The sequence below is a fragment of the Stenotrophomonas mexicanensis genome, assembly GCF_032911605.1.
In the GTDB taxonomy this organism is placed as follows: domain Bacteria; phylum Pseudomonadota; class Gammaproteobacteria; order Xanthomonadales; family Xanthomonadaceae; genus Stenotrophomonas; species Stenotrophomonas maltophilia_A.
The window spans coordinates 1-20,312 of the sequence record NZ_JAWJTG010000019.1 but is presented as its reverse complement, the minus strand read 5'-3'; the positions used below and the strand labels follow the sequence as shown (position 1 = coordinate 20,312).

The window sequence follows — 20,312 nt, the reverse complement described above, 5'->3', positions numbered from 1 at the left end:
CTTACTTCGGCGGCAGTTTCAGGGTCTGGCCCGGGAAGATCTTGTCCGGGTCATCAAGCACATCGCGGTTGGCTTCGAAGATCTTCTTCCAGGCGTTGGCATCGCCCAGGTGCTGCTTGGCGATCTTAGACAGCGAGTCACCCTTCTGCACGGTGTAGGTGCCGCCGCTCACAACGTCGGCGGTGCTGTCCACCGAAGCGCTCACGCCGGAGAAGTCCGCCTTCGGCACCTGTTCGGCGGTACTGTCGACGCTGGCACTGACGCCGGAGAAATCGGCTTTCTTCTCGGTACTCATCCACAACTCCCGTCTGCATGACTACGTGGTTCGCACGGTGCCATGGCGGTTGTTAAATGGGGATGGTGCAGATGTGAAGCCACCCCCGGGGGCGGCTGAACAATCGGGAGAGCCGGTGCCCGGTAGTGCCGGCCGCTCGCCGGCTTGCCCTGGCCCGGGACGCGGGTTCCTTGCGGTTGCCGGTCAGCGGCCGGCACTACCCGTAACCGCCTGCGGCGGTTATTGCCGCAGTTCGCGGTAGGTCGCGGCCGGGGCGGCGATGCCAGGGCTGGCGCGCCAGGGGTTGATGTCCAGGCCACCGCGGCGGGTATAGCGGGCCTCCACTTCCAGCCACTGCGGCTGGCAGCGGGCGGACACTTCGCTGAAGATCCGCTCAACGCACTGCTCGTGGAACTCGGCGTGCTCGCGGTAGCTGACCAGGTAGCGCAGCAGGCCCGCGCGGTCGATCTTCGGCCCACGGTAACGCAGGCTGACCGTTGCCCAGTCCGGCTGGCCGGTGACCGGGCAGTTGGACTTCAGCAGCGACGAGACCAGGGTCTCCTCCACCACCTCGCCCGCGTCGGCAGTCAGAAAGTCCGCCTGCGGCGGGCCGTAGCAGTCGATCTCCACGTCCAGCCCGTCGATGGATTCACCGAGCGGCGTCTCACGCAGGCCCGGCAGGCCGAACTCGATCTGGACCGGCGCACCGACGCAGGCAGACAGGTCGTCGACGATGCGCGCGCGCAGTGCCTCGGCGCTGTCGATACGGGTGCTGTTGAGGGAATTCAGGTACAGCTTGAACGACTTCGATTCGATCAGCCGCGGCGAGGTGCACGGCACCTGCACGGTGGCGACGGCGACCTGCGGCTTGCCACGCGTGTCGAGCCAGCTCAGCTCGAAGGCATGCCAGCGGTCATGGCCGACGAACGGCAGCGCGGCGTCGTCGAGGCCGATCTCGGCGCGGGCGCCGCTGCGGGGGATGGGAAACAGCAGGCCGGGATCGTACTGCGACGGGTAACTGACCTCGCGACCGAGGCTGGAATCCTGTGGGGTGTTCATGGGGGCATTGTATCGCGCGGAGGGCGGGCCTTCGGCCGGGCCGGCCAACGGCGGAGCCCCTCCGTGGTGGGGTGTTGGGTCGTCGAAAGCCTGGATTCCCGGGAGTGGGCCGGGCGGATGGGGCTGGCGGGGACGCCGTGAATCCGTCCCTGGAGGCTTAGCCGCGCCTTCCATGGCGCGGATACCCCGCCAGCCCCACCCGCCCGGCCCCCGGACACATTTCTGCCGCCGATCCACCACGGGAAAGATCAGAAAATCAAAATCAAAATCCGATCCTTCGGACATTTTCGATGTCTGCCATCCACGCATGGCGTGGATCTACCGGCAAGCCACGGGATCGGGTCTGGAGGAAAGCCCCCTGAGTCAGGGGGCGGCCGCGAAGCGGCGGGGGTCTGGAAGCTGGTAAGGGGGGCCCACGGTTCGCGCAGCGAACTGTGGGAGCGACAGCGCGCATGCGATGTCGCGTACCCAGGGCTGCAAGCCCTGCCGGAAACCCTCACCCCGCCGGGGTGCCGACGCCGTGCAGGTAATCCAGACTCACCTGCAGCAGCGCACGCAGTCCCACATCCAGCGCCTTCTCATCCAGCAGGAACTTCGGCGAATGATTCGCCGGTGCCGTCGCCGGGTCGATGCCCACGCTGGTCGAACCGACGAAGAAGAACATCCCCGGCACTTCCTTCGCGTACAGCGAGAAATCCTCCGCACCCATCTGCAGCGGTGGCTCGTACACGTTGTCCTTGCCCACCACCGCCTGCAGGCTCGGCAGCATCTTCGCGGTCAGCGCCGGGTCGTTCACCGTGGCCGGATTGCCCTCTGACTCGTAGATGTCCGTCACCGCCTTGGCACCGTGCGCGGCGGCGGTGTGCTCGGCCACATTGCGCAGGTCGGCGAAGATCTGCTGCCGCATGCCTTCGTCGAAGGTACGGATGGTGCCGACCATTTCCACTTCATCGGGAATGATGTTGTAGCGGATGCCACCGTTGATCGCGCCGAAGGTCAGCACCGCCGGCTGCTTGGACAGGTTCGCGCGGCGGCTGACGATGGTCTGCGCGGTGCCGACCAGGTCAGCGGTGGCCACGATCGGATCAACACCGTTCCACGGCGCCGAGCCATGCGTCTGGCGACCGATCACCTTGATCCCGAAACGATCCGAGGCGGCCATCAGCGGGCCACCGCGCACCGCGATCTGCCCAGCCTGCACGCTGGAGAACACATGCAGGCCAAACACGGCTTCCGGCTTGAAGTCGGCGAACAGGCCTTCCTTCAGCATCAGGGCAGCCCCCCCCTCTTCCGGCGGCGGTGCCCCCTCTTCGGCCGGCTGGAAGATCAGCATCACCTGGCCCGGCAGATCCTTCTTCATCGACACCAGTGCCTCGGCCACGCCGAGCAGGGTGGCGGTGTGCGCGTCATGGCCGCAGGCATGCATCACGCCCACGGTCTGCCCGCGGTACTGGTCGGTGGCTTTCGAGGCGAACGGCAGGCCGGTCTGTTCGGTCACCGGCAGCGCGTCCATGTCCGCGCGCAGGGCGATCTTCGGCCCGGGCTTGCCGCCTTCGATGATCGCCACCACGCCGTGGTGGGCGATGCCGGTCTTCGGCTTCAGGCCCATCGCACGCAGGCGCTTGGCGACCTCGGCCGAGGTGCGCACCTCACGGTTGGACAGTTCCGGGTGCTGGTGGAAATCGCGCCGCCATTCCACCACCTTGGCCTGCAGCCGCTGGGCAGCAGCGGTCACCTCCGGGCGCTGCCCGTCCTGGGCGTGGGCAAGAGCCGGCAAGGCCAGCAGCAGGGCGGACAGCAGCAACGAACGGCGCATCACGATCTCCACGGCAGGGGGTTCCAGCTGAATGTAGGGCAACACCGCCGCTACGGGAACCTCCGCGGCCGGATCCGGTCTTAGCGCCCGTCCCATCCGTCATGCAGGAAACGTGATGTGGCGCAGGTATGCTTTGCGCATTGCCAACCGGGGCCGTGCCCCGTCCAGCCCTCTTGGAGTCCTTGAATGTCACGTGTTTGGAAGATCGTGCTGCTGGTCGTGGCGGTACTGGTGCTGGCCGTGGTCGGCCTGCGCGTACTCGGCGGGGGCAAGGACAAGGCCGGTGGCCCGGCGGCAGCTGCGCGCCAGGGCGGTGAAGACCCCGATGCCGGCCCGGTGCCGGTGACCGTGGTGGATGCGGCACGCCAGGACGTGCCGGTCTATGCCAGCGCGCTGGGTACGGTGACCGCAATGAACACCGTCACCGTCAGCCCGCAGGTTGGCGGCCAGCTGATGAGCCTGAATTTCCGCGAAGGCCAGGAAGTGAAGAAGGGCGATGTGCTGGCGGTGATCGACCCGCGCACCGCCCAGGCCAGCTATGACCAGGCCGTGGCCTCCAAGCGCCAGAACGAGGCGCTGCTGGCCACCGCGCGTTCCAACTACCAGCGCTCGAACGCGCCGGAGTATCGCCAGTTCGTCGCCAAGACCGATCTGGATACACAGCGAAACCAAGTGGCACAGTACGAAAGCGCAGTCGCGGCGAACGAGGCCAGCATGCGCTCGGCGCAGGTGCAGCTGCAGTACACCAAGGTCACCGCGCCGATCACCGGCATCGCCGGCATCCGCGCGGTCGACGCCGGCAACGTGGTCAACGCCGGCACCGCGCTGGTCACGCTGACCCAGATCCATCCGATCCACGTGCTGTTCAACCTGCCCGAGCGCCAGCTCGGCGATGTGCGCCAGGCGCAAGCCGCCGGTGCGGTACCCGTCGCGGCACTGGACCGCGCCGATTCGCACGTGCTGTCCGGCGACGGCAAGCTTGACGTGGTCGACAACCTGATCAGTGCCGACAGCGGCACGTTCAAGGCGCGCGCGATCTTCGACAACACCGACAACGGCCTGTGGCCGGGCCAGTTCGTCAACGTACGCATGCAGCTGCGCACGATTGCCGGTGGCGTGGTCATCCCGACCCAGGCCGTGCTGCGTGGCCCGGACGGCGAGTACGTCTATGTGGTGCAGGGCGACAACACGGTGAAGATGCAGACCGTGCGCAGCGGCGTGGAAGTGGGTGACAGCCAGGTGCAGATCGCCGAGGGCCTGAAGGGCGGCGAGCGGGTGGTCAGTGAAGGCCAGTTCCGCTTGAAGCCGGGCAGCAAGGTCACCGCGCTGAAGCCGGGCGAAACCCCGGCGGTGCCGACCGAAGCCGAGCTGAAGGCCGCCGAGCAGAAGAACGGCAGCGGTGGCCGTCGTGGCGGCGGCCCGCGCTGAGCGCAGGCTACCGACCTCCCTCGCGCCGGCAAGCCTGCCGGCGCCGACATTGAAGTGCCAGCAAGGATCAGTCCGTGGGCTTTTCGACGATCTTCATACGCCGCCCCATCGCCACCTCGCTGCTGATGGCGGGCCTGTTGCTGCTGGGCATCCTCGGTTACCGCAAGCTGCCGGTGTCGGCGCTGCCGGAAATCGATGCGCCCAGCCTGGTGGTCACCACCCAGTACCCCGGCGCCAACGCCACCACCATGGCCTCGCTGGTCACCACGCCGCTGGAGCGCCAGTTCGGGCAGATCTCCGGGCTGGAGCTGATGACCTCCGACTCGTCTGCCGGGTTGTCCACGATCATCCTGCAGTTCTCGATGGACCGGAACATCGACATTGCCGCGCAGGACGTGCAGGCGGCGATCCGCCAGGCCACGCTGCCCTCGTCGCTGCCCTACCAGCCGGTCTACAACCGGGTGAATCCGGCCGACGCGGCCATCGTCACCCTGAAACTGACCTCTGACACGCGCCCGCTGCGCGACGTCAACAACTACGCCGACTCGATCCTGGCCCAGCGACTGTCGCAGGTGCAGGGCGTGGGCCTGGTCTCGATCGCCGGCAACGTGCGCCCGGCCGTGCGCATCCAGGTCAATCCGGCCCAGCTGTCGAACATGGGCCTGACCCTGGAGCAGCTGCGCAGCGCGCTGACCCAGGCCAACGTCAACGCGCCGAAGGGTTCGCTGAACGGCAAGACGCAGTCCTACAGCATCGGTACCAACGACCAGCTCACCAATGCCGCCGAGTACCGCGACACCATCATCAGCTACAAGAACGGACGTCCCGTGCGTTTGTCCGACGTGGCCGAAGTGGTTGATGGCGTGGAGAACGACCAGCTGGCCGCCTGGGCCGATGGCAAGCCGGCGGTGCTGCTGGAAGTGCGCCGCCAGCCCGGCGCCAACATCGTGCAGACCGTCGAGCGCATCCGCGCGATCCTGCCGCAGCTGCAGGGCGTGCTGCCAGCCGACGTGCACCTGGAGATCTTCAACGACCGTACGGAGACCATCCGCGCCTCGGTGCATGAGGTGCAGTTCACCCTGATCCTGACCATCGGCCTGGTGGTGGCGGTGATCTTCGTGTTCCTGCGCCGCCTGTGGGCCACGATCATTCCCTCGGTGGCGGTGCCGTTGTCGCTGGCCGGCACCTTCGCGGTGATGGCCTTTGCCGGCATGTCGCTGGACAACCTCTCGCTGATGGCGCTGGTGGTGGCCACCGGCTTCGTGGTCGACGATGCGATCGTGATGATCGAGAACATCGTGCGTTACATCGAGCAGGGCAAGAGTGGCAAGGAAGCGGCCGAAATCGGTGCGCGCCAGATCGGCTTCACCGTGCTGTCGCTGACCGTTTCGCTGGTGGCGGTGTTCCTGCCGCTGCTGCTGATGCCCGGCGTCACCGGCCGCCTGTTCCACGAGTTCGCGTGGGTGCTGAGCATCGCCGTCGTGCTGTCGATGCTGATCTCGCTGACGCTGACCCCGATGATGTGCGCCTACCTGCTCAAGCCCGACGCCTTGCCCGAAGGCGAGGACGCACATGAGCGTGCGGCGGCGGCCGGCAAGCAGAACCTGTGGACGCGCACCGTCGGCCTGTACGAGCGCAGTCTGGACTGGGTGCTGGACCACCAGCGCCTGACCCTGGCCGTGGCCGGCGGCGCACTGGTGCTGACCGTGCTGCTGTACGTGCTGATTCCCAAGGGCCTGCTGCCCGAACAGGACACCGGCCTGATCACCGGCGTGGTCCAGGCTGACCAGAACATCGCCTTCCCGCAGATGGAGCAGCGCACCAAGCAGGTGGCCGAAGCGCTGCGCCAGGACCCGGACGTGACCGGCGTGTCAGCCTTCATCGGCGCGGGCAGCATGAACCCCACGCTCAACCAGGGCCAGCTGTCGATCGTGCTGAAGGAACGCGGCGAGCGCGACGGCCTGGACAAGATCCTGCCGCGCCTGCAGAAGGCCGTCGCCGGTATTCCGGGCGTGGCCCTATACCTGAAGCCGGTCCAGGACGTGACGCTGGATACCCGCGTGGCCGCCACCGAGTACCAGTACTCGCTGTCGGACGTCGATCCGGCGACCGTGGCCACCCAGGCCACACGCCTGACCGAAGCGCTGCGCAAGCGCCCGGAACTGGCCGACGTCGACAACAACCTGTCCAACCAGGGCCGCGCGCTTGAACTGAACATCGACCGCGACAAGGCCAGCGTGCTGGGCGTGCCGATGCAGACCATCGACGACACCCTCTACGATGCGTTCGGCCAGCGCCAGATCTCGACCATCTTCACCGAACTCAACCAGTATCGGGTTGTGCTGGAAGTGGCGCCGGAGTTCCGCACCAGCACCGCGCTGATGGAACAGCTGGCCGTTGCCTCCAATGGTGCCGGTGCACTGACCGGCACCAATGCCACCAGTTTCGGCCAGGTCACCTCGTCGAACTCATCGACGGCTACCGGCATCGGCGCGCAGAACACCGGCATCACCGTCGGCGCGGGCAGCATCATTCCGCTGTCGGCACTGGCCGAAGGCAAGGTCAGCAGTGCACCGCTGGTGGTCAGCCACCAGCAGCAGCTGCCGGCAGTGACGGTCTCGTTCAACGTGGCGCCGGGCTATTCGCTGTCCGAAGCGGTGCGGGCGATCCAGGAGACCAAGGACAGCCTGGACATGCCCACCCACCTGCATGCCGAATTCATCGGCAAGGCCGCCGAGTTCACCGGCAGCCAGACCGATGTGGTGTGGCTGCTGCTAGCCTCGCTGGTGGTGATCTACATCGTGCTGGGCGTGCTCTACGAGAGCTACATCCACCCGATCACGATCATCTCCACGCTGCCGCCGGCCGGTGTCGGCGCGCTGCTGGCACTGATGCTGTGCGGGCTGAGCCTGTCGGTGGATGGCATCGTCGGCATCGTGCTGCTGATCGGCATCGTCAAGAAGAACGGCATCATGATGGTGGACTTCGCGATCGAGGCGCGCCGCGCCGGCGCCAACGCGCATGAAGCGATCCGCCGCGCCTGTCTGCTGCGCTTCCGCCCGATCATGATGACCACCGCCGCGGCCATGCTCGGCGCGCTGCCGTTGGCACTGGGCACCGGCATCGGTTCGGAACTGCGCCGCCCGCTGGGCATCGCCATCGTCGGCGGCCTGCTGCTGTCGCAGCTGGTGACCCTGTACACCACGCCGGTGATCTACCTGTATATGGAGCGCTTCTCCGAATGGCTGGCCCGCCGCCGCGAGCAGCGCGCACTGCGCGACGGTTCGCTGCAGGAGCCGCAGGCATGATCCACGCCCCGCTGCCGCGGGGGGCCGCACGATGAACCTGTCCGGCCCCTTCATCCGCCGCCCGATCGGCACCGCGCTGCTGGCCATCGGCCTGTTCATGGTCGGCCTGATCTGCTACCTGCGGCTGGGCGTGTCGGCGCTGCCGAACATCGAGATCCCGGTGATCTTCGTGCACGCCAGCCAGTCCGGTGCCGACGCAGCGACCATGGCCTCGACGGTCACCGCGCCACTGGAACGCCACCTCGGCCAGCTGCCGGGCATCGACCGCATGCGCTCGTCGAGCTCGGAAGGCAGCTCGCTGGTGTTCATGATCTTCCAGAGCGGCCACAACATCGATTCGGCGGCACTGGATGTACAGACCGCGATCAATTCGGCGCAGGCCGACCTGCCCTCGGGCATGGGCTCGCCGATGTACCAGAAGGCGAACCCGAACGATGACCCGGTGATCGCCATCGCGCTGACTTCGCAGACGCAGTCGGCCGACGAGCTGTACAACGTCGCCGATTCGCTGCTGGCGCAGCGCATCCGCCAGATCAGCGGTGTTGCTTCGGTCGACATCGCCGGTGCCTCGACGCCGGCGGTACGCGTGGACGTCAACCTGCGCCTGATGAACGCACTCGGCCTGACCGCCGACGACCTGCGCAACGCCGTGCGCGCGGCCAACGTGACCTCGCCCACCGGCTTCCTCAGCGATGGCAACACCACCACCGCGATCATCGCCAACGATTCGGTGGCACGCGCCGCCGACTTCGCCGACCTGGTGGTCAAGACCCAGGGCGATGGCCGGGTGATCCGGCTGAAGGACATCGCCAACGTCTACGACGGCCAGCAGGATGCCTACCAGGCCGCGTGGTTCGACCACAAGCCGGCGGTGGTGATGTACGTGTTCACCCGCGCCGGCGCCAACATCGTGGAGACCGTGGACCGGGTCAAGGCACAGATCCCCGCGCTGCGCGACTACCTGCAGCCGGGCACCACGATGACGCCGTACTTCGACCGTACGCCGACCATCCGCTCGTCGCTGCATGAAGTGCAGATCACTCTGCTGATCAGCCTGGCGATGGTGGTGCTGACCATGGCGCTGTTCCTGCGCCGGCTGGCACCCACGCTGATCGCCGCAGTGACCGTGCCGCTGTCGCTGGCCGGTGCCGCGCTGGTGATGTACGTGATGGGTTTCACCCTGAACAACCTGAGCCTGCTGGCGCTGGTGATCGCGATCGGCTTCGTGGTCGACGATGCGATCGTGGTGATCGAGAACATCATGCGCCACCTCGACGAAGGCATGCCGCGGATGCAGGCAGCGCTGACCGGCGCGCGCGAGATCGGCTTCACCATCGTCTCGATCACCGCCTCGCTGGTGGCGGTGTTCATCCCGCTGCTGTTCGCCAGCGGCATGATGGGCGCGTTCTTCCGCGAGTTCACCGTCACCCTGGTGGCGGCCATCGTGGTCTCGATGATCGTCTCGCTGACCCTGACCCCGGCACTGTGCAGCCGCTTCCTCAGCTCCCACGACCACAGCGCGCCGCCGTCGCGCTTCGGCCGCTGGCTGGATGCCGGCCACGAGCGCATGCTGCGCATCTACACCGTGTTCCTGGATTTCTCGCTGCGCCATGCGCTGCTGCTGTCGCTGACGCCGCTGCTGCTGATCGGTGCCACCGTCTTCCTGTTCGGCGCGGTGAAGAAGGGCGCGTTCCCGCCGCAGGACACCGGCCTGATCTGGGGCCGCGCCAACTCCAGCGCCACCGTATCCTTCGAGGACATGGTCGCCCGCCAGCGCCGCATCACCGACATGCTGATGGCCGACCCGGCGGTGAAGACCGTGGGTGTGCGCCTGGGCAGCGGTCGCCAGGGCTCCAGCGCACAGTTCAACGTCGAGCTGAAATCACGCAAGGAAGGCCGCCGCGAAACCACCGCACATGCCCTGGCGCGACTGAGCGCCAAGGCCGACCGCTACCCCGACCTGCAGCTGCGCCTGCGCGCGATCCAGGACCTGCCCAGCAACGATGGCGGTGGCTCCAGCCAGGGCGCGCAGTACCGCATCTCGCTGCAGGGCAATGACCTGGCGTCACTGCAGGAATGGCTGCCCAAGCTGCAGGCGGAGCTGAAGAAGAACCCGAAGCTGCGCGACGTCGGCACCGATGTGGACAATGCCGGGCTGCGCCAGAACATCGAGATCGACCGTGCCAAGGCCGCCCGCCTGGGTGTTTCGGTGGGCGCCATCGACGGCGCCCTGTACGGTGCGTTCGGCCAGCGCCAGATCTCGACCATCTATTCGGACATCAACCAGTACAGCGTGGTGGTCAACGCCCTGCCCTCGCAGACCGCTACTCCGGCGGCGCTGGACGAGGTGCATGTGCGTGCGCGCAACGGCGACATGGTGCCGCTCACGGCGGTGGCCAAGCAGGTGCCGGGGCTGGCGCCTTCGCAGATCACCCATGAGAACCAGTACACGACGATGGACCTCAGCTACAACCTGGCGCCGAACGTGAGCATGGGCGAGGCCAAGGCGATCATCGACGCGACCGTGGCCGGCATGCGCATGCCCGGCGACATCCGCCTGGCTGATGACGCCGGCTTCGGCTTCAACTCCGACCCCAGCGACATGCTGATCCTGGTGTTTGCCGCGATCCTGACCGTGTACCTGGTGCTGGGCATGCTGTACGAGAGCCTGATCCACCCGGTCACCATCCTGTCCACGCTGCCGGCGGCGGGCGTGGGTGCGCTGCTGGCGTTGTTCGGCACCAATACCGAACTGTCGGTGATCTCGATGATCGCGCTGGTGCTGCTGATCGGCATCGTCAAGAAGAACGCGATCATGATGATCGACTTCGCGCTGGTGGCGCAGCGCGAACATGGGCTGGCACCGCGCGAAGCGGCACGCGAGGCCAGCATCGTGCGCTTCCGCCCGATCATGATGACCACGATGGTGGCGATCCTGGCTGCTGTGCCGCTGGCGATCGGCCTCGGCGAAGGGTCCGAGCTGCGGCGTCCGCTGGGTATCGCGATGATCGGCGGCCTGCTGTTCTCGCAGAGCCTGACCCTGCTCAGCACGCCGGCGCTGTACGTGATCTTCTCCTGCCTGGCCGAGCGCTGGCGCGCACGTCGCGCACGCAGGCGCGAAGCGAAGCTGCTCAAGCGCGCGCAACGGGCGTAGAAGGGCCCATCCACGCAGGGCGTGGATCTACTGGTAGCGCCGGGCGCTGGCCGGCGTTCTCCGTACAGCCAATCTGCCGGCCAGCGGCCGGCACTACCGTTGGAGCGGATGGTGGGTGCGGACCGTTGGTCCGCATACCTCCGGGTTTGACTCACGGTAACGAAAAGAGAACAATTCTCATCCAGCCATGGTCCTGCGCCCCTTCGCGGCGCCCCGCTGCCATCTCCGGCCAGCCTGCGTGATCCCAGCCACTGCCCCTTCCCCCACCCGTGGGCGGATGGCCTGTGGCCGTCCGTCGAGGACCACCATCGATGCTGCCTTCCCGTTCTCCCCGCCTGGCCCTGCTGGCCGTCGCCCTGTCAGCCGCCTGCGCTGCCCATGCCGAAGCGCCGGCCGTCAGCCGTAACGCCACCGATCTGGATGCGGTGAAGGTCACCGCCGAACGCACCCATACCGACGCTGGCGCACTGGGCGACCGCGCCCTGCGCGACACTCCGTTCGCGATCACCGCTGTTGGCCGCGAGCAGATCGAGCAGCGCCAGGTGGTCTCGCTGGGCGAAGCCTTCCTGCTCGACCCTTCGGTCAGCACCCAGGTCAGCGCCTATGCCAGTGGCTGGAGCTCGCCCATCCGCAACCGCGGTCTGGAGCTGAACTACGACAGCTACCGGGTCAATGGCCTGCAGGTCTCTTCCTGGGGCACCGAATGGCCGCTGGAAGTGATGGAACAGGTCGATCTGCTGAAAGGCCCGGGCGGATTCCTGTATGGCTTCGGCACCCCCGGCGGCATCGTCAACTACATCACCAAGAAGCCGACGGACACGCCCACCTTCTCCGCCCAGCTGGGCTGGCGCGAACAGGGCATCGTCAGCGGCGGCGTCGACGTTGGCGGCCGCTTCGGCAACGAGCAGATGTTCGGCTACCGCTTCAACGCCTTCCAGGAAAAAGGCGAGACCTTCAATGGCGGACACGTCGATCGCAAGGTGGGCGCACTGTCGCTGGACGCGCGCCTGAGCGATGCGCTCACCTGGACCTTCGACGGTTTGTTCCAGTCGCGCGAACTGCGCGAGGAATCGCCGCAGTACTACTTCCGTGGCCTGACCTCGTTGCCGCGGCCGATCGCCGGAGATACCGACAACAGCGTGCCCGGCACCTACTACGACACACGCTCCAGCCTCCTGTCGACCGGCTTGAACTGGCAGATCAACAGCGACTGGAAAGCCAGCCTGAGTTACGGCGTCACCACCTCGTGGAATGACGTCAACAAGATCTTCGCCTACATCGACGATCTCAACGGCGACTACGACGTCAACGTCTACGAACTGGGTGGCAAGAGCGAGTGGAAGCTGGCCCAGGCGATGCTGCAGGGCAGCTTCCGCACCGGCCCCCTTCAGCATCAGGTGGTGGCGGGCATCAGCCACCAGACCGGACTGGGGTGGGACCGCCCCTACGAGTGGAACCTGATTGGCCGCGCCAACCTGTACCAGCGCCATACCATCCGCCACGACGCCGTTGGTTCGCGGGTGATGACCCGCGGCGACGAGACGGTGCAGCAGGCGGTGTTCGCAAGCGATACGGTGAACCTCGGCAGCGGCTGGTCGGTGCTGGCGGGCTGGCGCTACAACGACTTCGAAACCAGGGGGCGGTACCACACCTACCCGGTCACCCCGACCTACGCCGTGATGTTCAAGCCCAGCGAGGCGGTCACCCTCTACGCCAGCTACATCGAGTCGCTCGAAGCGGGCAGCCGCGTAGGCAACAGCTACATCAACGCCGGTGACGTGCTCGATCCCACCATCAGCAAGCAGTACGAGATCGGGGCCAAGGTCGAAGCGGCGCGTTGGAATGCGAACGTGGCCGCGTTCCGGCTGGAACGTGGTGCCAACATCGATGAGCTCACGCCGGCCGGCAAGCGCCTGGTGCAGGACGGCATCACGCTGTACGAAGGCATTGAAGCCAGTGCCGACCTGCACCTCAACGATGCACTGACCGTCGGCGGCGGCGTCACCTGGCTGGATCCGACCTACGACAAGCTGTCCCCGGGCAGCGCCGCACAGGAAGGCAACCGCACCGCCGGTGCTGCGCGCTGGAGCGGGGTACTGCACGCCACCTACCAGCTGCCGTGGGTAGACGGCTTGGAAACCTACGCCGCCGTGCGCTACTACGGCGATGTCTGGTACGACGCCGACAACACCCTGAAGCTGCCTGACTACACGCTGGTGAATGCAGGCATCGGCTATCGCCTGCTGGCGTCCGGCCATTCGGTGACCCTGCGTGCCAGCGTCGAGAACCTGGCCAACCGGAAGTACTGGTCCAACGCCGGCGCCGGCCTGCCGCGCACGTTCGCGGTGAGCGTGCGCTGGGAGATGTAAGGTGCCGGTCCCCGCCGTCCATGCGGACGACGGGCCCGCACATGGACGGTGGGTGCGGACCGTTGGTCCGCACTCCATATTTCACCCCGCACCCGCAATAATGGTGGGAGACCCTTCCACCGAGCCTGCATGCCCGCCCGCGAATCCCGCCTCAGCCGCCTGTGGGCCCACGAAAAGGCCAGTTATGGCCTTCGGGTGTTCATCGCCCTGACCGCAGCGCTTGCCGTGTGCTGGCAACTGGACGCGCTCACTGCCCTGCCCGGCGTGTTCCTCGGCATCATCGCCAGCGCCATCGCCGAGACCGATGACAACTGGTGGGGCCGTACCAAGGCGGTACTGCTGTCGCTGCTGTGCTTCTGCCTCGCCGCCGCCTCGGTGATCTGGCTGTTCCCCTGGCCGTGGATCTTCATCGGCGCGCTGGCGCTGTCCACCTTCGGGTTGACCCTGCTGGGTGCGCTCGGCGAGCGCTACGCGTCCATCGCCCAGGCCACGGTAACGCTTGCGATCTACACCATGATCGGGCTGGAGCAGCATGGCGCCAGCGACCTGCACAGCGCGCTGGACGCGGTCAGCCACCTGCTGGCCGGTGCGGTCTGGTACGGCCTGCTGTCGATCCTGTGGACCGCACTGTTCGCCAACCGTCCGGTACGCGAACGCGTGGCGCGACTGTACGTTGAACTGGGCCGCTACCTGCAGTTGAAGGCAACACTGTTCGAGCCGGTGCGCGAGGCCGACCTGCAGCGTCGCCAGCTGGACCTGGCCGAACAGAACCGGCGCGTGGTTGGTGCATTGAATGAAGCCAAGACCGCGATCCTGGCCCGCTTCGGCCGTTCCGGGCGGCCCGGCGTGAACTCCGGCCTGTACCTGCGCCTCTATTACGTGGCACAGGATTTCCACGAGCGCGCCAGCTCCTCGCACTACCCCTACGGTGCGCTGGTCGATGCCTTCTTCCACAGCGATGTGCTGTACCGCTGCCAGCGCCTGCTCGACCTGCAGGGGCAGGCCTGCGCACGGCTGGGCGAGGCGATCCGCCTGCGCCGTCCGTTCGTGTATGGCGAAAGCAACCAGCAGGCCGGGCGCGACCTGGCCGATGCGCTGGCCTATCTGCGCGACCAGCAGCGGCCGCAGTGGCAGCGACTGCTTGGCTCGCTGGATCTGCTGGTGCACAACCTGCGCAGCATCGAGCGCCGCCTGCTGGATGCCGAGCGCTCCGAGGCCAGCCTGGACAACGTCGATACCCGCCTGCGCGACAGCAACCCGCACACCCTGCGCGAGATGGGCGTGCGCGTGCGCCAGCAGCTCACGCCCGGCTCGGTCCTGTTCCGCCACGGCCTGCGCATGGCATTGGCCCTGATCGCCGGCTTCGCGGCAATCCGCTTGTTCAATGCACAGAACGGCTCGTGGGTGCTGCTGACCATCGTGTTCGTGTGCCGCCCCAACTTCGGCGCGACCCGCCAGCGCCTTGCACAACGCATCGTCGGCACCGTGGCCGGCCTGGTGCTGACCTGGGCACTGCTGCAGCTGTTCCCACAGCTGCACGTACAGCTGCTGATCGCGCTGCTGTCGGCGCTGCTGTTCTTCTTCACCCGCACCGACCGCTATCTGGTGGCCTCGGCGGCGATTACGGTGATGGCACTGACCTGCTTCAACCTGATCGGCGACGGCTTCGTGCTGATCGTGCCCCGCATGGTCGATACGCTGCTGGGTTGTGCAATCGCGGCGGCGGCCGCGTTCCTGATCCTGCCCGACTGGCAGGGCCGGCAGCTGCACCTTGTGCTGGCGCGCGTGCTGGACACCGCCGCGCGCTACCTGGATTCGGTACTGGGCCAGTACCGCAGCGGCATGCGTGACGATCTGGCCTACCGCATCGCCCGCCGCGACATGCACAACGCCGACGCCGCGCTATCCACCGCGTTGTCGAACATGCTGCGTGAGCCCGGCCATGTGCGCCGCAATCTGGATGCCGGCTTCCACTTCCTGGCGCTGTCCAACACACTGCTCGGGCACCTGTCGGCCCTGGGTGCGCACCGCGACCAGGTGGACAGCTACGCCGGCGATCCGCTGGCGCTGGCGGCCGGTGAGCGCGTGCGCAAGGCGCTGCAGCAGCTGGCGACGGCCCTGAGCGCTCGGCAACCGGTCGCGGAAGAAGACAATGATGCCGACCGCGCGGTGGCCGCCGAACTGGAACAGATCGACGAGGCGATGCCGCCGAAGTTGCAGCTGATCCGCACGCAGATGGCGCTGGTGCTGCGGATGCTGCCGAAGGTGCGGGCGGCGGCGAATAAAGCGGTGCGCAGCCTGACCTGATCCCTCATCGCTGGTCGGACATTCCATCCACGCATGGCGTGGATCTACTGCATCGCGTGCAACCGTGCGTTGCGTATGGCGATGCACCCCGATCACGTTCCCGCGCGGATACTGGGTGATCCCCTGCCCCGGATTCCTCCATGAAGATCGAACTCACCGGCCGTACCGCGCTGGTCACCGCCTCCACCGCCGGCATCGGCCTGGCGATTGCCCAGGGCCTGGCCAACGCGGGCGCGCGGATCATTCTCAACGGCCGCAGCACCGACAGCGTCGAACGCGCCCGCCAGCGCCTGCTCGCCGCCGTTCCGGGTGCCGACGTGCTCGGCGTGGCCGCCGACCTCTCCGATGCGGCCGGCGTCGACACGCTGCTGGCAGGCCTGCCCAAGGTCGACATCCTGGTCAACAACGCCGGCATTTTCGGCCCCGAGGACTTCTTCGAGACCGAAGACGCGACCTGGGAACGTTACTGGCAGACCAACGTGATGTCCGGCGTGCGCCTGTCGCGGGCACTGTTGCCGGCCATGGTCGATGCCGGCTGGGGTCGCGTACTGTTCATCTCGTCCGAATCGGCACGCAACATTCCGGCCGACATGATCCACTACGGCGTCAGCAAGACCGCGCAGCTGTCGCTGTCGCGCGGCCTGGCCAAGCGCGTGGCCGGCAGCGGCGTCACCGTCAACGCGGTGCTGCCCGGCCCGACCCTGTCTGACGGTTTCGCGGCGATGTTCGAAGATGAACGCCAGCGCAGCGGCAAGCCACTGGAGCAGATCGGCCGCGAGTTCGTGATGACACACCGGCCGTCTTCGGTGATCCAGCGCACCGCCACGGTCGAGGAAGTGGCCAACATGGTGGTGTACCTGGCCTCGCCGCAGGCCTCGGCGACCTCCGGCGCAGCGCTGCGCGTGGATGGCGGCGTGGTCGACGATATCGTCTGAGACCTATCGAGGTGTGCGGACCAACGGTCCGCACCCACAGTTGTGGGGCTTCAGCAGATCCACGCCATGCGTGGATGCATCCCGGCATGGTCCCGGCGGATAGGCAGGAATGCTAGGCTGCGCCGGTCAAGGAGGCTCCATGTCCGGTCACAACCAGTTCGCCCTGCTGCGCCAGCGCCGTTTCCTGCCGTTCTTCGTCGTCCAGGCACTCGGAGCGTTCAACGACAACGTGTACCGGCAGGCGATCATCAGCATGTTGCTGTTCATGGCCGTACCGGAGGAAGAACTGGGGCTGTACGCCACGCTGGCACCGGCCATCTTCATCCTGCCGTACTTCCTGTTCTCGGCGCTGGCCGGGCAGATCGCCGACAAACTGGAAAAATCGCGGCTGATCGTGATCACCACCACCATGGAGATCGTGATCATGTCGCTGGCAGCCACCGGCTTCCTCACTCAGAGCCTGCCGGTGCTGCTGGTCGCCCTGTTCTGCACCGGCATGCAGTCGACCCTGTTCGGCCCGGTGAAGTACTCGGTGCTGCCGTCGGTGCTCAAGCCCGAAGAGCTGACCGGTGGCAACGGCCTGGTTGAAATGGGCACCTCGATGTCGATCCTGTCCGGCATGATCGTCGGCGGCCTGGTGTTCACCGTGGCCGGCAGCCACGGCACGGTGGTGGCGGCCTGCGCGATCATCGGCCTGGCGATCTGCGGCAACATCGCCGCGCGCCTGATTCCCAAGGTCGATGCCGGCGACCCGAACCTGAAGATCAACTGGAACCCGCTGCCCGAATCACTGGCGGTGCTGCGCATGGCGCGCCAGCAGAAGGCGGTGCGCAATTCAATCCTGGGCGTGTCCTGGTTCTGGTTCGTCGGCACCGTGCTGACCTCGCAGCTGCCGGCCTATGCCGTGACCAACCTCGGCGGTGAGCCGACCCTGTATATCTTTGCGCTGGCCCTGTTCTCGGTCGGCACCGGCGTTGGCTCGTTGCTGTGCGAGAAGCTGTCGGCACGCACGGTGGAAATCGGCCTGGTGCCGCTGGGTGCGTTCGGCATGACCGCGTTCCTGCTCGACCTGTATTTCGCCCGCAGTGGCGAAGCGACCGTGCACGGACTGACCATCGGGACGTTCCTGCAGCAGCCGGGCAGCATCCGCATCGTCATCGACCTGATCGGCATCGGCCTGTTCACCGGCATCTTCGTGGTGCCGCTGTTCGCGCTGATCCAGAGCCGCACGCCGAAGGCGCAGATGTCGCGCGTGTTTGCGGCGCTGAACATCCAGAACTCCGGTTTCATCGTCGGCGCAGCCCTGCTGTCGCTGGCCGCGCACAAGCTGCTGCACTGGTCCATCCCGCAGCAGTTCCTGGCGCTGGCCATCGCCAACGCACTGGTGGCGATCTACATCTTCACCATCGTCCCCGAATTCCTGATGCGCTTCCTCAGCTGGCTGATGGTGCGCACCCTGTACCGGCTGCGCCCGCACGGCATCGAGGCCAACGTGCCCGACGAGGGCGCCGCGCTGCTGGTCTGCAACCATGTCAGCTACATGGACGCACTGATCCTGTCGGCGACGATCCCGCGCCCGGTGCGCTTCGTCATGTACTACAAGATCTTCAACATCCCGGTGATGCGCTGGATCTTCCGGACCGCCAAGGCGATCCCGATCGCCGGTGCGCGCGAAGACCCGGCGCTGATGCAGCGCGCGTTCGATGACATCGACGCTGCGCTGGCCGAAGGCGAGCTGGTCTGCATCTTCCCGGAAGGCGCGCTGACCAAGGATGGTGCGATGGCACCGTTCAAGTCCGGCGTCGAGAAGATCCTCGAACGGCGGCCGGTGCCGGTGGTGCCGATGGCGCTGCGCGGCATGTGGTCGAGCATGTGGAGCCGGCGCGACAGCCGCCTGGGCCGCATGCGCGTGCCGCGCCGTTTCCGCGCCACCGTCGAGGTGGTGGCGGCAGCGGCCGTGGATGGCCACAGCACCAGCGCGCCGGTGCTGGAGGCCCAGGTGCGGGCCCTGCGCGGCGATCACGCCTGACGAGATGGGCCCGCCGAGCGGGCCCAGCGGACTCCCCCACATACGTCACCGTCCAGTGGTGTACGCGACATGTCGTGACTGTAAACGCATACATGCAACGCAGGTTGCGGTAGATTACGCACCCACAGGGGGGAGGTCCGGCCGATTCATCATGGCCGGCCACCAAGGAATGGAGTCTCGCTTTGAATCAACCACCACCGCTCAGCCGTCCGGTCTACATCCCCAACCATCTGGTCTGGGCGATCCTGACGACGCTGTTCTGCTGCCTGCCGTTGGGCGTGGTGTCGATCGTGTACGCCTCCCAGGTCGATGGCCGCCGCGCGGCCGGCGACCTGCCGGGGGCCTACAGTGCGTCGCGCAAGGCGGGCTGGTGGGCGGTGGCTTCGGCCGTGGCCCTGCCGGTCCTGTTGCTGTTGTGGTTCGGGCTGTTCGGCGGCTTGGCCGTACTGGGCGCTCTTTCCGACCAATGATTCACCACCACCACCCATCAAGGAGCTTGAACCCATGAATACTGCTACTCCGCAGGTCCCGAACAACCTGGTCTGGGCGATCCTGACCACCCTGTTCTGCTGCCTGCCGGCCGGCATCGTGTCGATCGTCTACGCCGCCCAGGTCAACGGCAAGCTGGCGGCCGGCGACATCGCCGGCGCCCAGGACTCCGCCGCCAAGGCCAAGAAGTGGGCCATGTGGTCGGCCATCGCCTGGGTCGTGCTGGTCGTGCTGTACGTGCTGTTCTTCGTTGTGCTCGGCGGCATGGGCGCGATGAGCAACGGCAACTACTGATACGCCTGGACGGATCCGGCGCCTGCGCCGGATCCGTTGTTGCATGTCCGCGCTTCCCGCTCGTTCCCGACTCGCCCGCTGGGCACCGCTGCTGGTTTCCGCCGGCCTGGCCGTGGGTGCCACGGTGGTGCTGCGCAACGTCAATCCGTATGTCGCCGGCAATCCCCTGCCGAGCTGCCCGCTGTACGCGCTGACCGGCCTGTACTGCCCGGGCTGTGGCAGCACGCGCTGCCTGTATTCCCTGGTCCACTTCGACCTGCCCGGCGCGATGGCGATGAACCCGCTGCTGGTCATCAGCCTGCCGTTCCTGTTGTTGATGCTGCTGAACATCGCCGGCATCCGCCCGCGTGTGCTCGACCCGCTGATGCGGGCGCTGGCCAATCCCGTGTTCTGGCTCTGGCTGCTGCCCGGGTATGCGCTGCTGCGCAACCTGCCGTGGGCACCTTTCACCGCACTGGCACCGATCTAGGTTTCCAGCCAACGGCGCAGCCCCTCGTGGTGGGTCGGCATCTGAAGGCAAAAGCGCCGGGGTCGGCCGGGCGGGTAGGCTGCGCAGGGGCCGCTGCAAGTACGTCCATGTAGCTCGGTCGCCGCATCCATGCGGCTCACGCCCCTGCGCAGCCCACCCACCCGGCCACGGACAGTTTCCGTGTGCGTCCACCACGGAAAAGAAAGAGAAGATCAAAAGCGGAAGCGGATCGCTTTGCTCCGCATCCACGCATAGCGTGGATCTACCGTGTCGACCAAGGTCGACACCTACCGGCAATCGCAGTTCATCCACCGTCACCGGGAATGTGTCGGGGGTGGGGCGGTGTGGGGCTGCAGGACCGTTGGCGCCATGGATGGCGCC

The 20,312-nt window shown here is 66.9% G+C and carries 13 protein-coding genes; 10 read left to right on the top strand and 3 right to left on the bottom strand.

Translation table 11 applies throughout. The features are described 5' to 3' along the window. Position 1: 1 nt before the first annotated feature. The 3 genes from R1L06_RS10025 to R1L06_RS10015 all read right to left on the bottom strand — a co-directional run bounded on the left by R1L06_RS10025 (position 2) and on the right by R1L06_RS10015 (position 3,149). Complete coding sequence (locus tag R1L06_RS10025; protein WP_049401651.1) at positions 2 to 295, bottom strand: LysM peptidoglycan-binding domain-containing protein; 294 nt, start codon at positions 293 to 295, stop codon at positions 2 to 4. A gap of 219 nt (positions 296 to 514) precedes the next feature. Then, the gene (gene queF, locus R1L06_RS10020) at positions 515 to 1,333 is read right to left on the bottom strand and encodes an NADPH-dependent 7-cyano-7-deazaguanine reductase QueF (protein ID WP_317217615.1); all 819 of its coding nucleotides are present in this window, start codon (positions 1,331 to 1,333) and stop codon (positions 515 to 517) included. A 496-nt stretch (positions 1,334 to 1,829) separates the two neighbouring features. After that, a complete protein-coding gene (locus R1L06_RS10015; protein ID WP_317217614.1) occupies positions 1,830 to 3,149 on the bottom strand; it encodes a M20 family metallopeptidase in 1,320 nt (439 codons plus the stop codon). 186 nt (positions 3,150 to 3,335) lie between these two features. Here R1L06_RS10015 and R1L06_RS10010 point away from each other — a divergent pair, with 186 nt between their 5' ends. From R1L06_RS10010 to R1L06_RS09965, 10 genes are all read left to right on the top strand, one after another. Next, entirely contained in the window at positions 3,336 to 4,577 is a 1,242-nt protein-coding gene (locus R1L06_RS10010) for an efflux RND transporter periplasmic adaptor subunit (RefSeq protein ID WP_317217613.1), read from the top strand. A 74-nt stretch (positions 4,578 to 4,651) separates the two neighbouring features. After that, a complete protein-coding gene (locus tag R1L06_RS10005; RefSeq protein ID WP_317217612.1) occupies positions 4,652 to 7,885 on the top strand; it encodes an efflux RND transporter permease subunit in 3,234 nt (1,077 codons plus the stop codon). Between the two features lie 31 nt (positions 7,886 to 7,916). Continuing rightward, positions 7,917 to 11,039 (top strand): efflux RND transporter permease subunit, encoded by a 3,123-nt coding sequence (locus tag R1L06_RS10000; protein WP_317217611.1) that lies wholly within the window; start codon positions 7,917 to 7,919, stop codon positions 11,037 to 11,039. A 311-nt stretch (positions 11,040 to 11,350) separates the two neighbouring features. After that, a complete protein-coding gene (locus tag R1L06_RS09995) occupies positions 11,351 to 13,408 on the top strand; it encodes a TonB-dependent siderophore receptor (RefSeq protein ID WP_317217610.1) in 2,058 nt (685 codons plus the stop codon). A 129-nt stretch (positions 13,409 to 13,537) separates the two neighbouring features. Beyond that, the gene (gene yccS, locus R1L06_RS09990) at positions 13,538 to 15,715 is read left to right on the top strand and encodes a YccS family putative transporter (protein ID WP_317217609.1); all 2,178 of its coding nucleotides are present in this window, start codon (positions 13,538 to 13,540) and stop codon (positions 15,713 to 15,715) included. A gap of 140 nt (positions 15,716 to 15,855) precedes the next feature. Then, on the top strand, positions 15,856 to 16,650 hold the full coding sequence (locus R1L06_RS09985; RefSeq protein ID WP_049401658.1) for an SDR family NAD(P)-dependent oxidoreductase: 795 nt from the start codon (positions 15,856 to 15,858) through the stop codon (positions 16,648 to 16,650). Positions 16,651 to 16,789: 139 nt separating this feature from the next. Then, positions 16,790 to 18,679: an MFS transporter gene (locus tag R1L06_RS09980; RefSeq protein ID WP_182266809.1), complete on the top strand. Its 1,890-nt coding sequence runs from the start codon at positions 16,790 to 16,792 to the stop codon at positions 18,677 to 18,679. Between the two features lie 182 nt (positions 18,680 to 18,861). Beyond that, the gene (locus R1L06_RS09975) at positions 18,862 to 19,149 is read left to right on the top strand and encodes a CD225/dispanin family protein (RefSeq protein ID WP_005419784.1); all 288 of its coding nucleotides are present in this window, start codon (positions 18,862 to 18,864) and stop codon (positions 19,147 to 19,149) included. 34 nt (positions 19,150 to 19,183) lie between these two features. Continuing rightward, positions 19,184 to 19,462, top strand: a complete 279-nt coding sequence (locus R1L06_RS09970) for a CD225/dispanin family protein (RefSeq protein WP_032127177.1) — start codon at positions 19,184 to 19,186, stop codon at positions 19,460 to 19,462. A 43-nt stretch (positions 19,463 to 19,505) separates the two neighbouring features. Further along, complete coding sequence (locus tag R1L06_RS09965) at positions 19,506 to 19,931, top strand: DUF2752 domain-containing protein (protein ID WP_317217608.1); 426 nt, start codon at positions 19,506 to 19,508, stop codon at positions 19,929 to 19,931. Positions 19,932 to 20,312: the final 381 nt, after the last annotated feature.